Genomic DNA, 15,285 nt, shown 5'->3' on the forward strand with positions numbered 1-15,285 from the left:
TCAATCCTTAGCCACGCGCCTGAAAGGCCTTGAGAGCTTTTTTCGCTTGCGCCCGGATTGCGTTTTTCACCAGCGGCGTCCAGCCCAGCAGCACACCTTTAATGCCCAGCGCCTGACGCGACCAACGCCACACGTCGAAGTGGTCATGGTGTTCGCATATTTTGCCGTCACGAAACACGAAGCGCGCCTGAATGTCGTTCACCACAATTGCCCCGGTCTGGCTGAACACGTAAGTGGCCACCCAATGTGCACTGCCGCGCTGCGCGTCGGCCTGCACCTGATCGAAGGTCAACGTAAAATCCTTGGCTCGCGAGGTGAGCATGCGCCACATGTCACCCGCGTCCTGGCCACGCAACTGACCAAACACCGGATCACTGAACAGCACGTCATCGGTGTAACACGCCGCCATCGCTTGCGCGTCAAGCTGCTGGAAGGCTTGGTAGAAGCGGGTAATCAACGCGTGATTGGCTTGGCTCATGGCAGGGTCCGTGCGGGGCTGGAATCTGAGCACGATAATCTGCAATGAGCAGAAACACTACGGTCTCAGACCTTCTCGCTGACGACATTCACGTACTTCGCACGCCCGGCGCCCAACCCGGCAATGATGGCTCCGATGCCCACCACGGCAAAAATCCAGCCGACCGCGTTCCAGCCACCTGTCAGCTCATGGACCAAACCCACCGCAAACGGCCCCATGGACGCCACGGTATAACCGATGCCTTGCGCCATGCCTGACAGGTTGGCGGCCACATGTGCGTCCCGTGAGCGCAGCACGATAAGGGTCAGCGCCAGACTGAAGGTGCCACCCTGCCCCAACCCCAGCACAATCGCCCAACCCCACAAACCGTCCAGCGGTGCATACAGGCAGCCGAACAACCCTGCCAACGTCATGCTCATCACCAGCACAATGGCCAAGCGCTGATCCTTGCCCCGCGTGGCCAGCCAGGGCGCGGTCAGCGCCGTAACCAATTGCACGATTACCGAGCCCGACATCACCAGCCCCGCTTGAGTCGGCGTCAGGCCACGCCCGATGAGGATCGAAGGCAGCCAGCCAAACACGATGTACGACAACGACGATTGCAGGCCCATGTACAACGTGACTTGCCAGGCCAGCGGATCACGCAACAAACCGCGCACCCGATAGGCGACGTTGTGGGCGCCATTGCGTTTACCGGCCTGCGGTAACCAGAAAATCGCTGCAATGACGGCGGGCACGGCCCAAAAGCCCAAGCCCAATTGCCAACTGTCATCGAAGTAATGGCTCAACGGCACGGTTGCCCCGGCGGCTAACGCAGCGCCCAGGCACAAGGCCATGGTGTAGACACCGGTCATGGTGCCGGCATGCCCGGCAAAATCGCGCTTGATAATGCCTGGCAGCAACACGCCAATAACGCCAATGCTGGCACCGGCCAAAATGCTGCCGGCAAACAGCCCGGTCTCCCCCAGATAACTGCGCAATACGATGCCCGCGCCCAGCACCAGTAAAATGCCCAGCACCACGCGTTCGGTGCCAAAACGGCGGGCCAGAATCGGTGCCAGCGGCGCAAACAACCCCAGACAGAGCACCGGCAAGGTCGTCAGCAAGCCCGCCTGGGCGGCTGACAACCCCAGGTACTCGGACACTTCGCCCAACAACGGCGCCATACTCGACAACGCCGGGCGCAGGTTCAAGGCCACCAGCACCATGCCCAACAGCAATAACCACGCACGCACCATCACAGGCGGCATTTGCTGAACGGCTTCATCGTCCGCCTCGGCGTCAATCAGCAGTTCATCCAGCTCATCCAGATGACGCACAGGATCAACGCTGTCGTTAACAGGGGACGGGGGACGGGTCATGGCCTTCTCCGGTTCAGGGTTCATTGATCAACGTCCGGCACAGCGCCATCGCCCGTTGTGGGTCTTGTTGTTCCGCGGCCTTCCAGTAATCGATGCGCAGGTCAAGCATCGATTGGCGACACGGATGTGTAGCAAGGGTTTACGCAATAGGCTGAAGACGGTGCGCAAGGTGCGGGGAAGTATGCAGCGCCGATAAAACGCGGGCGGGGTCAACCCGAACATGCTTTATCAGGGGGGATTCGTCTGTCACGTGTTCCGCCCTTTCATCCAATCACAGGGTGAATTTTCGGACATCTTAGCCAGACGACGGCGTAGGGGGCAATCCACATATACGCAGTAGCTGGCGCCAGCTGCGAGCTTTATAACCGATTTACCCGATCAAAAGCCCGCAGCCCGCACCAACGCCTACGCAGAGGGGGTGGATTAATGCAGGATTTGGTTCAAAAACAGTTTGGTCCGGTCGTTTTGCGGGTTGTCGAAGAAGTCGTTCGGCGCTGCCTGCTCAACGATTTCACCTTTGTCCATGAAGATCACCCGATTCGCCACCGTGCGGGCAAAGCCCATTTCGTGGGTCACGCAGAGCATCGTCATGCCGTCCTCGGCCAAGCCAATCATGGTATCGAGCACTTCCTTGACCATTTCCGGGTCAAGCGCTGAGGTCGGTTCGTCGAACAGCATGATCTTGGGCTTCATACACAGCGCCCTGGCAATCGCCACCCGTTGTTGCTGACCTCCTGACAACTGCCCCGGATACTTGTGCGCCTGCTCGGGGATACGCACTCGCTCCAGGTAATGCATGGCGATTTCTTCGGCCTGTCGCTTGGGCATTTTGCGTACCCACATCGGCGCCAGGGTGCAGTTTTGCAAAATGGTCAGGTGCGGGAACAAGTTGAAGTGCTGAAACACCATGCCCACTTCCCGGCGCACGGTTTCGATCTGCTTGAGGTCGTTGGTCAGCTCGACACCGTCTACCACAATGCGCCCCTGCTGATGCTCTTCAAGGCGATTGAGGCAGCGAATCGTGGTGGATTTGCCCGAGCCAGACGGGCCGCACAATACAATCCGCTCACCCGGTTGCACGTTGAGGTTGATATCTTTGAGCACGTGGAACTGGCCGTACCACTTGTTCACACCCAGCATCTGAATAATGCCTTCAGCGCTGGCCGTTTTTTTGATGGCTTCACTCATGTCACACAACTCCTAACGCTTGTGGCCCGTGTCCAGCTTGCGCTCCAAATGCATGGAGTAGCGGGACATACCAAAACAGAAAATCCAGAACACCAACGCCGCAAACACATAACCCTCGGTCGCCATGCCCAACCAGTTGGGGTCGGCGGCCGCTTGTTTGACGCTGTTGAGCAAGTCGAACAGGCCGATGATGATCACCAGGCTTGTGTCTTTGAACAGGGCAATAAAGGTGTTAACGATGCCGGGGATCACCAGCTTCAAGGCTTGCGGCAAGATCACCAGCCCCATGCTGCGCCAGTAGCCCAGCCCCATCGCATCGGCCGCTTCGTACTGGCCTTTGGGGATGGCCTGCAACCCGCCGCGCACCACTTCGGCCACATACGCCGACTGGAACAAAATGACCCCGATCAACGCCCGCAGCAGCTTGTCGAAGTTCATGCCCTCTGGCAGAAACAGCGGCAGCATCACCGAGGACATGAACAACACCGTGATCAGCGGCACCCCGCGCCAGAACTCGATAAAGGTCACGCACACCACGCGAATGGCCGGCATGTCCGAACGTCGCCCCAGCGCCAGCAAAATGCCCAACGGCAATGCGCCCGCGATACCCACCGTGGCAATCACCAAGGTCAGCATCAACCCGCCCCACTGACTGGTGGCCACGTTGCTCAGCCCCCAATAACCGCCATGCAGCAGGCTGTAGGCCAAAACCGGGTACACCACCAAAAAGCTCAGCCCGTACACTGCCTTGTGTTTGAAGCGCGAGATAAACAGCGGCGCGGCACCGATCACGGCCAGCCACACCGTCACATCCACGCGCCAGCGCAACGCCTGCGGGTAATAGCCGTACATGAGCTGGCCGAATCGCTGCTGGATAAACACCCAGCACGCGCCGTCTTTGGTGCAATCGGCACGCGTCGTCCCGACCCAATTGGCGTCAAAGACCGTCCAGCTCAGTAGCGGGGGCACGATCAGCCAAATCAGATAAAAAGCGAACAACGTCAGTAGCGTATTGAGCCAACTGGAAAACAGGTTGGCCCGAGCCCAGGCCACGATGCCGATGCGATTGCCCGGCGGCGGCATGTCGGGTTTAAAAACATGAGTGGTCATAAGCGCGTCCTCACCGTTCAATCAGCGCGATGCGCGTGTTGTACACATTCATGAGCAGCGAAATGCTGATGCTGATTGCCAGGTAAACGCTCATGGTGATGGCGATGACCTCAATCGCTTGCCCGGTCTGGTTCAGCACCGTACCGGCAAACAGCGAGACCATTTCCGGGTAGCCGATGCCCGCCGCCAGCGACGAGTTTTTCACCAGATTGAGGTATTGGCTGGTCAGCGGCGGAATGATCACGCGCAGTGCTTGCGCAATGATCACTTTACGCAACGTCGGCCCAGGTCTGAGGCCCAATGAACGTGCCGCTTCGGTCTGGCCATGACTGACCGATTTGATCCCCGAACGCACGATCTCGGCGATAAAAGCAGCGGTGTACACCGTCAAGGCAATGGTCAGCGCCAGCAACTCGGGAATCAGTACCCAGCCGCCGACAAAGTTAAAGCCCTTGAGCTGCGGCATTTCCCAGTGCACAGGAGTGCCAACCATCAGCACACACAATCCTGGTATCACCAGCAGTAGCGCCAACCCGACCCAGAACTTATGAAACGGCACGCCGGTGTTTTCGAAGCGCTGGTTAGCCCATCGCACCATCCACACCACCGCGATCACCGCCAGCACCACGCTGGCCACAAACGGCCAGAACGCCTCGGTGCCAATCGCGGCCGGCATATTCAGCCCACGGCTGCTCATGTAGAACATGTCGGCAAAATGGTGGCTATTGCGCGGCAACGGCATGGTCAAAAAGACCGCGAAGTACCAGAACAGGATTTGCAGCAACGGCGGAATGTTGCGAAACACTTCAACGTACACGGTTGCCAGCTTGTTGATCATCCAGTTCGGCGACAAACGCGCGATACCGATGATGAAACCCAGAATCGTTGCCAGCACCACGCCAATCACCGACACCAGCAAGGTGTTGAGCAGGCCGATCACAAAGACCCGGGCGTAACTGTCGGATTCGGTGTAATCAATCAAATGTTGCGCAATGCCAAACCCGGCACTGCGTTCCAGAAAGTCAAAGCCCGAGGTAATCCCCCGGTGCTGTAAGTTGGTCTGGGTGTTGTTGAACAAGTACCAGCCCATGAAGACCACCAACCCAACGGTGATGATCTGAAATAACCACGCACGCACACGTGGATCGCTGAGACTGAGCCTCGGCTTGGGTGCGCTGACTTTTGTCTGCATGAAGTGCCCCAACAAAAATGGATCAAAACAACATCACCCGGCAGTTGGCCTGCCGGGTGACAGGGCTATCAGCGCACAGGCGGTGCGTATTGGATGCCGCCGTTGTTCCACAGGGCATTCAGCCCGCGGTCAATGGCCAGCGGAGTGCTCTTGCCGAGGTTTTTCTCGAAGACTTCGCCATAGTTGCCGACCTGGCTGACGATCTGCACCACCCAGTCTTTGGGCAGCTTCAAGTCTTTGCCGTATTCACCATCAGCACCCAGCAAGCGGGCAACGTCCGGGTTCTTGGTCGATTTGGCTTCTTCTTTGACATTTTTCGAGGTCACGCCCGCTTCTTCAGCGTTGAGCATGGCGAACAGGGTCCATTTCACAATACTGAACCAGTCCTCATCACCCTTGCGCACCACAGGGCCCAGCGGCTCTTTGGAAATGGTTTCGGGCAACACCACGTAATCGTTCGGGCTGGCCAGCTTGCTGCGTTGGGCGTAAAGCTGTGATTTGTCAGAGGTCAGCACGTCACAACGCCCGCTTTCCAGCGACTTGGCGCTTTCATCTGAGGTATCGAAAGTGATCGGCGTGTATTTGAGGTTATTGGCGCGGAAGTAGTCCGAAACGTTCAGCTCGGTGGTAGTGCCTGCCTGAATACAGATGGTTGCGCCATCCAGCTCTTTGGCACTTTTTACCCCCAGTTTGTTGTTCACCAAAAAGCCGACGCCGTCGTAATACGTCACACCGGCAAACACCATGCCCATCCCGGCATCACGGGAACTGGTCCAGGTGGTGTTACGCGAAAGCACATCCACTTCACCCGATTGCAAGGCGGTGAAACGCTCCTTGGCGTTCAACTGGCTGAATTTGACTTTGGTGGCATCCCCAAACACCGCAGCAGCCACCGCACGGCACACATCCGCATCAATCCCCAAAATCTTGCCCGAGGCATCCGGTACCGAAAAGCCGGGCAAGCCATCGCTCACGCCACATTGCACAAAGCCTTTCTTCTTGACGCTGTCCAGCGTCGCCCCTGCATGAGCAAAACCACTGACGCTCAGTACTACCGCTGCGGTGGCCAGGGCCAAGGTGGATTTCAACTGCTTCATTCAAACCTCCAGTGCTGCTTTTGTTGTGTTTGAACAAGACCCGCCGCCCCCTTGTGAGGCGCTGTTGACCCGTGTTGGCTTTTTATGAGGTCAAGCGGCTTAAGTCTTGGGCGATGGATGCATCGCACAAACCGTCAAACTGAAGCGCTCACGTGAGCTGTTGAATTCCTTGTCTAACTTCACCCTCAGGTTTTTTGCTATCCCCCCGCCGGCAGTTGCCTGTTAGTGTTACCGCCGGAGGGAACGCACAAGCGCCCTGACCACATAGCAAAGCGCGTACCACACTGGCGGCCTCAGTGATTTCGCCCTCCCATTTCAGAAAAAACGTTCAAGCAGTACACATTTTCGTCAAACGTTAAACGATCACGCACCGTTGCCGCGCACCCGAACTGCGCGCACGCACAACGATGGAGCAGCCATGCACACACCTTTGACAATCGAGCCGCAAAAGCCCGCAGACGCCTGTGTTATCTGGCTTCACGGGTTAGGCGCTGACCGTTATGACTTCTTGCCAGTGGCTGAGGCGTTGCAAGAACAGTTGCTGAGCACACGCTTTGTTTTGCCCCAGGCACCCACACGTCCAGTCACGATCAATGGCGGTTATGCCATGCCCAGCTGGTACGACATCAAGGCCATGAGTCCCGCCCGCTCGATCAGTGAAGATGAGCTCAATGAGTCCGCCGATACCGTGATCGGTTTGATCGAAGCGCAGAAAGCCTCGGGCATTGATGCCAACCGCATTGTTCTGGCGGGCTTCTCTCAAGGCGGTGCGGTGGTGTTTCACACCGCCTATCTGAAATGGCAAGGCGCATTGGGTGGCGTAATTGCCCTCTCTACTTATGCACCGACCTTCAGTGATGAACTGGAACTGTCCGCCAGCCAGCAACGTATTCCGGCCTTGTGCCTGCACGGGCAGTACGATGATGTAGTCCAAAACTCCATGGGGCGTACGGCGTATGAACATCTGAAAACACGTGGCGTCACCGTTACATGGCAGGAATACCCAATGGGGCACGAAGTGTTACCCGAAGAGATCCTTGACATCGGTAGCTGGCTCGTAGCCCGCCTGAGTTAAATCCGAAACATCCAGTCGTTCACTACGCCGAGCACGCGACTTGCATTACACTGCCCGGCGTACACTCCTTAACCAACTGATGAGATGACCGTGCTCAAAGCACTCAAAAAAATATTCGGTAAAAGCGAGGCTGAGCCGCTCGCGCCAGCTTGCACACCCCCTTCCAGCAGTCCCAGCCCGCGAACCGACGCGCAACAGCCTGGCCACCCTGCTCCCGCTCAAGCCTCGGTGAACACACCCGACGCCCAGCCTGTTGAGCACCCCGCGCGCAGCGAAAAACCAAAAGTCGCCAAACCGCGACGCGAGGCGGCACCCAAGCCACCGGTCATTCCCTGGAAACTCGAAGACTTCGTGGTTGAGCCGCAAGAAGGCAAAACCCGTTTCCACGACTTCAAGCTCGCACCTGAACTGATGCACGCTATTCAAGATTTGGGTTTCCCGTACTGCACGCCGATTCAGGCAGGCGTATTGGGTTACACCCTGAGCGGCCGTGACGCGATTGGTCGTGCACAAACCGGCACCGGCAAAACGGCGGCGTTCCTGATCTCGATCATCAGCCAACTGACGCAAACCCCGCCGCCCAAAGAGCGTTACATGGGCGAGCCGCGTGCACTGATCATCGCGCCGACCCGCGAGCTGGTGGTGCAAATCGCCAAAGACGCCGCCGACCTGACCAAATACACCGACCTCAACGTCATGACCTTCGTTGGCGGGATGGACTTCGACAAGCAACTCAAGCAACTCGAAGCCCGCCATTGCGACATTCTGGTGGCCACACCGGGCCGCCTCCTGGACTTCAACCAGCGCGGTGAAGTGCACCTGGACATGGTCGAAGTGATGGTGCTCGACGAAGCTGACCGCATGCTGGACATGGGTTTCATCCCGCAAGTACGTCAGATCATTCGCCAGACACCACCGAAAGCCGAACGCCAGACGCTGCTGTTTTCCGCGACCTTCACCGAAGACGTGATGAACCTTGCCAAACAATGGACCACCGACCCGGCCATTGTTGAAATCGAAGCCGAAAACGTCGCCAGCGACCGTGTCGAGCAACATGTCTACGCCGTGGCCGGTGCTGACAAATACAAATTATTGTTCAACCTGGTCAACGACAACGGCTGGGAGCGGGTCATCGTTTTTGCCAACCGTAAAGACGAAGTGCGCCGCATCGAAGAACGCCTGGTACGCGACGGTATAAACGCCGCACAACTGTCGGGCGATGTACCGCAACACAAACGCATCAAGACCCTGGAAAACTTCCGCGAAGGAAAAGTCCGCGTCTTGGTTGCCACCGACGTGGCCGGGCGCGGGATTCACATCGACGGCATCAGCCATGTGATCAACTTCACCCTGCCGGAGGTTCCGGACGATTACGTGCACCGCATTGGCCGCACAGGCCGCGCGGGCGCTGACGGCGTGTCCATCAGCTTTGCCGGTGAAGACGACTCGTACCAATTGCCCGCTATCGAAACCAAGCTGGGCCGCAAAATCAGTTGCGAAACCCCGCCGACTGAATTGCTGCGCCCCGTGGTGCGGGCCGTGCGTAAACCTCACGATCCGAGCGAAACGGCCTGATTGCTCCCCGGAAAATTGCAGAGGTTGTGTAACCGTGGCCTACGGCAACGTTCGATTGCGAAGTGATCATAAACCCGATGATTGCGGTGCATCTCAAGCACCGCATTGAAGGATTTAGCGAGCGCTGCGCGCCCGGACGCAGCCTCGCATTACTCGTCAGCGGCTACAGGTTCTTCTGCGCTGCCAGCTCCGCTTCGCGCTGAGCTATCGCGGCTTCAAGCTCAGGCGAACGTTTGGCCCATTGCTGTGGGGGTAATGGTTTCGACCATTCAATGATGTCGGGATAGGTCAAATCAGGTGGCGGGTTTAACTTCCATCGCTCCAAAGCAATGATCAGCAAGATATTGAAAATAAATAACCCGAAGAAGCCTTCCCACAGCAACGCCATCGGCCAGCCTTTGCGCTGTGCAGACTCCAACAGTTGATCCCAGTAGGTCGCCAGCACACCTTTAGGGTGATGATTTTTTTCACGAAAATCTTCGATCGCCTCGGGTCCGATCTCCATGTAACTGCGCATGCATTCCCAGACCCGCCTGGAGGCCGTAACGCTGCCGCAGGCAAACGTAAAGCTGCAATATTTGAGTTCGTCTTCTGCGTGAGGATCTGGATTTTTAAATCCGACAACTAATCCACCGCCAACAGAATATTTACCGGCCTGACTGAAGGATTGATGCTCCGTGGCTTGGGCTATGACGGTTTCCCATGGGACTATCCAATAGTCATGCTCATTGACGGGCACGCAAACTTCTCGACGTTGGCGATTGAAGCGGGCAGGTAACGGAGTAGGCCTCCTTAATGCATTTATCAGCAGGTACACGGGATATATAAAGATCACACCTACCCACAGGAGCACATCCCAATCATCAATCAAATATGAAATTAAAATACATAACAACACATTCAACCATAACACCATCACCGCATTACTTATTGCAAACACGCCAACATCGATATAAATATCATTCTTACGCCACACACTACCAAGTACATCTTGAGCTATTTCACCCGTGGGTATTGCAAGGGGTGCCAGATAATCATTTTGATGGAATGTTTCTTTATGGACAGTCCCTGCTGGCGGATAATTCATGATCGCGTACTCACAGGCTGTAGATACTGACTATTCTGCTCAGCGCTCAAAGATAAGCGTATTGCCTTATCAAGTTCTGGTGTCGATTCTTCACGCCCTGAGATTAAACCCGTGTCGGGGGTGTAGATATAAACCTGCCCTTGATCCCCCCCATTATATTTTCGCGGATTCAGTAAGGAGGTAATTGATGAGTGATAGCACACACGTACCCAAACTTTTTGGGGGGAGGAGCCAAAAAGATCAGGTATGGCGTTAAACGGCCCTGACAGGCGCAGACCCTGGCCTTCCTGATAAGGTATCCACTGGCAAGAACTTGCTTGAATCCAGTGCCTGCCAATATCTTGCATGGGTCTTGGGGGCACTACAGGTTTACCAGAGTCATTAGTGCTTACTAACTTTCGATACACAGGTATATCAATAGGATCGCCAACAATAGAAATATCAAAATACGTATTTGACGGATCAGCGCCTGGCAAGTCGATCGTCAAGGAATACACCCTAGGCACAATGACAAAACCCATTCGATTATTCGCAGGCTCCTTACGCGCCTCTCCGTTAAAACTAAGACGGGGGGCAAATAGTATCTGGTACAACCGACTCAGCTCTTCTGCTTGACGATCAAACGCAATGGCCGACAAATCCTTGGCTCTTAATTTTGACCAGCAGCAATAATCGAGAAAATTCTGCAACGGTGTCTGTTTCATAAACCAGGCAATCAAATACAACACACCCAATACAGCAAGCAATAGATTAACGGGCCCGATCCATCTCAAGTAGTTAGCATTTGCCACTACCACACCATAATCTGCAGCAATACTTTTGAATGTGTATACAAGCCCAAGAAGCGCTTGAGCACCAAACGCTATAACCTGACCCTTTACAACTGCCTGACGCAATTGCAACCATGGGTCCAGATGATGTTGCATATCATCTAATTGAAGCTGAAGGCTTCTGTACTCCTTGAGTGAGGCTAACAACGAGATAAACCCCAAAGCGCCTCCAAACAATGTCAAAACCGATGCAGTAAAAGATTGGTTCCCGATTTTTGCCGAGACGCCATCAACCCCGCTCCCTCCCCAAAACCCCTTCCTCACCTGCACATCAATCACCGCCACCAACGCTGCTGTTGCATATAACGTTGCCGATGCCGTGTCGTGTTGACGCTGCTCATCCATCCCTTCCAGCACCCGTGCATCGCTCAGGTAGCGGCCCGCGTTCCAGCTGTTGAGCAGCAGTGCCGCCAGTGCAATTACACCACCACTTTTTTGCACCGCAGGTGAGTTGACGATGTTGGCCACGCGCCCGGTGCCAATGGCTTTGCCCGTCACCTGCGCCCACTGGGTGAGGTCTTCGGCCGCCTTGCCAACCAATTGCAACACCTGACGCCCTCCTTCGCTGACAAAGCGCAAGCCGGTCTGACTGCCCATGCGCGCGGCGATCATGATGTTCAGCCACGCGCCACTCAAAGGCGCACCCGGTTCGCCGCTGAGTAACAGTAAGGCTGCGCCGGAGCGTTTGATCAGGGTGTTCCACACGCCGTCAGTTTCACGGGCCAATTGGGCCAGGTTGGCGAGTATCGGCGCGCCCAATGGCCCGAGTATTTTGATCAGGGCCTGCTCGGCGTTAGCCTGGTTTTCCAGGCTCAAGGCCGCCATCAGTTCCCCGGAGCGGCTAGTGCTGATAACCGCGGCTTCCAGCGTAGGGCTCCAGCCGTAGAACAATTGACGCAATGCACCTTCATCCGCGCTGCGTACATAGTCGGCGTATTGTTCGGCGCCCTGCTTGCGCAGGCATTGGGCGCTCAGGCAGGCCACGGCCAGTCGGCCAAGCCAGGCTTGATGCTCGGGGTCGTTGTAGTCGACAAACCAGGTGCCGCTGTGATGGCGTTTCAAGTACACACCCCGATCGGCATAAAGGCAGGTGTGCCGTTGCTGAACCTGCTCGAAATGAGCGGGCGCGGTCTGGTCGAGCCACTCGTTCATCGCGGGTAAGTCGATGTACTGCGCAACCTTTTCGCTGACGAAGTGGTTTTCACGGTTGGCCACTTTTGATGCGCGATAGTCACGCACCACGGCTTCGACCTCGGTATGTAGCTCGGCCGGGATAAACTCACGCACGGGCGCCACGGTACGCTGTATGTCGGCACGCACTTGCGCCAGTTTTGTACTCGCCACCGAATACGAGTAAAGCCGACCACGTTGTTGATTGAGTCGCGCTTCTTCGCGAAACAGGGTTTCAAGTTCATGATCGACCTTGAGCATTAGCGCCCCTTGCTCCGGGGTCAACTCGATGGCGTATTCACGATAGCGATAGCTCAGCTGGCCCGCGATTTCAGCGCCATCTTCAGTGATCAGGCTGCGCACAAACCCGCCAATACTCAGACGCAACTGATGGTCTTGCTGCCATTGTTCGTGGCGGCTTTCGACGTGTTCCTGTTCGTGATTGATATCGCGCAACACCCCAAGGTCATCATCCAGGCACGCCAGTACGGCATATAAACCTTGAGCTTGCTGGTGAGTGCCTTCCAGCAGTTCACGCACCTTGAAAGGGGACCAAGGCGCGGCACTCCACTCACCGGGCACCGTGCCTTCTGCCCGAATGTCAGGGTGACGGGCAGCGACCTGAATGCGCTCATGGTTCCAGCGCTGTGCTTGGGTCAAGGCCGTGATGTTGTGCTGAATATCGTCATCGGAGCGATTTTCAAACAGTCGTTGAGCCAACAGCTGCTCTTGCGCTCGATGCGTCTGACCGTTGTGCAGATGATCCAGGGTCACCGCCTTCGCATAGGTCTGGGGCAGCAACTCGCCCATAAGCTGATCGGCGTCCCGTAGCGGAACGCAATGCGCAGCCTGTAGCTCATCGGCTAGCTGTCGCATATCAAATTGACGCATGCGTCTGGCGCGTACCTGCGGATCCAAAAGCTGTTGGCAAGCCGCTGGATTGAGCGGGTATTCGGTGTAGAGCATGCCGACCGGCGTGTGCTTACTGACGGCCACGCCACACAGGTTACCCCGCTCAACCCGCGTGTCATCGGCGTGCAACGGCTGTGCTCGCAGCCTGCCATTGATTGCCACGGCATAGCGCTGCAAGCCTTGAGGGCCCTGCCACACATACACAAACCCTTCGCGTAACAGGCGCGCGGCCATGGGATGACTGTCTGGCGTAATGCCCGGCTGACTGGCGGGGTGAGTGGCCGCCTGTTCACTGCACGCATAACGCACGGGCAACACAAAAATAAAGGGCTGACGCACGGGGCATTGCCCGCCGACACTGTTGATATCGATATGTGCCTGGCCGCTGGCAGACCGGTCAGCCGCCTCCAGCTGTGCCAGTTTTTTCAGCCGCTGCTCAGGACTCATGAGGTGACCTCTCCCAAGGCAATCTGGCGTTTTAACTCGGTCAGCAGGTTATCTAAGCGTTCTTTTGGCAATTGCTCACGGGCCGACAGGATCTCGCGATATCGCCCGTGGCCAAACCCGTCAGGAAAGCTTTCGCCAAAGTGGGCGTACAGACTCACCCAGCGCATCACTTCATCCATTGCGCTGTAGCCTTGACGTTCGGCATTGCAGCAGCATCGGGTCGCCCACAGTCTTTGCCCGGTCGCATCCAACCCCTGCATACACGCGGGAAAATACTGCTGACACTGCTCAATCACACCTACAAGAACGGCTTCGCGAGCCGCCTCAGACAGACGCTGAACCTGCTGCACATCCAGTGTCAGCCACGGGGTATGCGTATAACAGACGCCGGGAAATGCTGCGCCTTCACGCTGTAAAACACCGTCGGGCAAACGAATCAGGTTCATCGGACCCATCAGCCGATCACGCTCACCAGCCGGTAAGTGCTGCAACCACAGGCGGGTAATGCGCGGATCGTAATATCGAAATAAAACGCACACACCACCTTCCAAACGGGCATGAATCAAACTGCGCAAGTGCGCTACCAACTGCGCTTCGTCGGCGTCGGACTCAATCCAGATACCTGCGCTGTACTGCCATTGTTGAACAAAGGCCTGCACCAAAGGACTGCCGGTTTCAACAGCTATTAACACTGGCCCATAAGCGGCCAGCTCTGCGTACTGCGTCATCAGATACAAAGCGTGTGGCGCTGCTCCGGGTGCGCGCTCAAACAATCGTGCATTCAGGTTCTCGATCTGGCAGCTGTCGAGCAGCAAGTAAGCGCGGCTCATGTTTGAGGGTCCTGTGCTTTTTCGCAGATGGCGCAAATCGGCTGGGCCGATTGAGCTGCGATCTTCAGGGCTTGCGCTTGCGGGCGTAACGCTATAGCCACCAGCGGTTCGACAGGGTTTGGAAAGACTGGCGCTGCAGGCGTACCGGGCATCGCCACCCCACCCACTTGAATCGGCGTGCTGCTAAAGATCCCCGCCGCACTGATCACCAGGTGTTGCCCCCCTGCCATCAAGGTGATGCTCGCCCCCGCGTCCAGCACCAGCATGGCCCCCGCCTTGAGGTGGATTTGCTGTCCGGCGTCGGCCAGCAAATTCTGCCCGACACGGGTGTGCTGGCTGGTGGCGACCTGCAAGTGGTCATTGCCCTTGATCTGCACTTTGCGGTCGGCCGTCACGGTGCGTTGGTCTTCGGCTTCCAGCACGCTGATGCTGTTACCCGTGACGGTTTCTTCGCGCTGGCCGTCGATCTGCACTCGGCTGTCATGTTTGATGTGCTGTTCAAAATCACGTTGCGCGTGCAGGTAAATCAGTTCCTGGCCTTTACGGTCTTCGATGCGCAGTTCGTTGAAACCTGTGCCCTGCGGCGTGCTGCGGCTGCGGAACACGCTTTGGGTTTTATGCGCGGGCAAATCCAGCGGCACCGGGTTGACGCTGTTGGCCAGGCAGCCGGAAATAATCGGCCGGTCAGGATCGCCGTCTACGTAGTCCACCAGCACTTCCATGCCCACTCGCGGGATCGTCACGCTGCCGTAACGCTCACCCGCCCAGCTTGACGACACCCGCAACCAGCAACTGCTGCGCTCATCACTGGCGAGGCTGCGGTCCCAGTGAAATTTGACCCGCACACGGCCGTAGGCATCGCAGTGGATTTCTTCGCCCGCAGGCCCGGTCACACGGGCAGTCTGGCTGCCGAAAACGCGCGGTTTGGCGTAG

At 56.9% G+C, this 15,285-nt stretch carries 12 protein-coding genes; 2 read left to right on the forward strand and 10 right to left on the reverse strand.

Annotated elements, in window-relative coordinates:
• Positions 1-7: 7 nt before the first annotated feature.
• The 6 genes from ACP7A4_RS10800 to ACP7A4_RS10825 all read right to left on the reverse strand — a co-directional run bounded on the left by ACP7A4_RS10800 (position 8) and on the right by ACP7A4_RS10825 (position 6,426).
• Complete coding sequence (locus tag ACP7A4_RS10800; protein WP_426246743.1) at positions 8-478, reverse strand: nuclear transport factor 2 family protein; 471 nt, start codon at positions 476-478, stop codon at positions 8-10.
• Positions 479-543: 65 nt separating this feature from the next.
• Entirely contained in the window at positions 544-1,863 is a 1,320-nt protein-coding gene (locus ACP7A4_RS10805) for a CynX/NimT family MFS transporter (RefSeq protein WP_082706821.1), read from the reverse strand.
• 399 nt (positions 1,864-2,262) lie between these two features.
• A complete protein-coding gene (locus ACP7A4_RS10810) occupies positions 2,263-3,027 on the reverse strand; it encodes an amino acid ABC transporter ATP-binding protein (protein ID WP_048363258.1) in 765 nt (254 codons plus the stop codon).
• A 12-nt stretch (positions 3,028-3,039) separates the two neighbouring features.
• Positions 3,040-4,137, reverse strand: a complete 1,098-nt coding sequence (locus tag ACP7A4_RS10815) for an amino acid ABC transporter permease (protein ID WP_203303258.1) — start codon at positions 4,135-4,137, stop codon at positions 3,040-3,042.
• A gap of 10 nt (positions 4,138-4,147) precedes the next feature.
• A complete protein-coding gene (locus ACP7A4_RS10820) occupies positions 4,148-5,329 on the reverse strand; it encodes an amino acid ABC transporter permease (RefSeq protein ID WP_203303259.1) in 1,182 nt (393 codons plus the stop codon).
• A gap of 68 nt (positions 5,330-5,397) precedes the next feature.
• Positions 5,398-6,426, reverse strand: coding sequence for an amino acid ABC transporter substrate-binding protein (locus ACP7A4_RS10825; protein ID WP_059764376.1), 1,029 nt, complete (start codon positions 6,424-6,426; stop codon positions 5,398-5,400).
• A 418-nt stretch (positions 6,427-6,844) separates the two neighbouring features.
• Here ACP7A4_RS10825 and ACP7A4_RS10830 point away from each other — a divergent pair, with 418 nt between their 5' ends.
• Together ACP7A4_RS10830 and rhlB are read left to right on the forward strand one after the other, a co-directional pair.
• Positions 6,845-7,501 (forward strand): alpha/beta hydrolase, encoded by a 657-nt coding sequence (locus ACP7A4_RS10830; RefSeq protein WP_426246747.1) that lies wholly within the window; start codon positions 6,845-6,847, stop codon positions 7,499-7,501.
• An 84-nt stretch (positions 7,502-7,585) separates the two neighbouring features.
• Complete coding sequence (rhlB, locus tag ACP7A4_RS10835; protein ID WP_059764372.1) at positions 7,586-9,076, forward strand: ATP-dependent RNA helicase RhlB; 1,491 nt, start codon at positions 7,586-7,588, stop codon at positions 9,074-9,076.
• Between the two features lie 163 nt (positions 9,077-9,239).
• On the opposite strand, the gene ACP7A4_RS10840 is transcribed toward rhlB, so the two are convergent.
• From ACP7A4_RS10840 to ACP7A4_RS10855, 4 genes are all read right to left on the reverse strand, one after another.
• Positions 9,240-10,163, reverse strand: coding sequence for a hypothetical protein (locus ACP7A4_RS10840; protein WP_426246749.1), 924 nt, complete (start codon positions 10,161-10,163; stop codon positions 9,240-9,242).
• A complete protein-coding gene (locus tag ACP7A4_RS10845; protein ID WP_426246751.1) occupies positions 10,160-13,522 on the reverse strand; it encodes a toxin VasX in 3,363 nt (1,120 codons plus the stop codon). The genes ACP7A4_RS10840 and ACP7A4_RS10845 overlap by 4 nt, the downstream gene beginning before the upstream one ends.
• Positions 13,519-14,352, reverse strand: coding sequence for a DUF4123 domain-containing protein (locus ACP7A4_RS10850; RefSeq protein ID WP_203303262.1), 834 nt, complete (start codon positions 14,350-14,352; stop codon positions 13,519-13,521). Before ACP7A4_RS10850 ends, ACP7A4_RS10845 begins: the two co-directional genes overlap by 4 nt.
• A partial coding sequence (locus tag ACP7A4_RS10855) for a type VI secretion system Vgr family protein (protein WP_426246753.1) occupies positions 14,349-15,285 on the reverse strand: 937 nt, incomplete at its 5' end. The genes ACP7A4_RS10850 and ACP7A4_RS10855, both read right to left, overlap by 4 nt.

Source organism: Pseudomonas sp. TWR3-1-1 (assembly GCF_049896545.1).
GTDB classification, from domain to species: domain Bacteria; phylum Pseudomonadota; class Gammaproteobacteria; order Pseudomonadales; family Pseudomonadaceae; genus Aquipseudomonas; species Aquipseudomonas weihenstephanensis.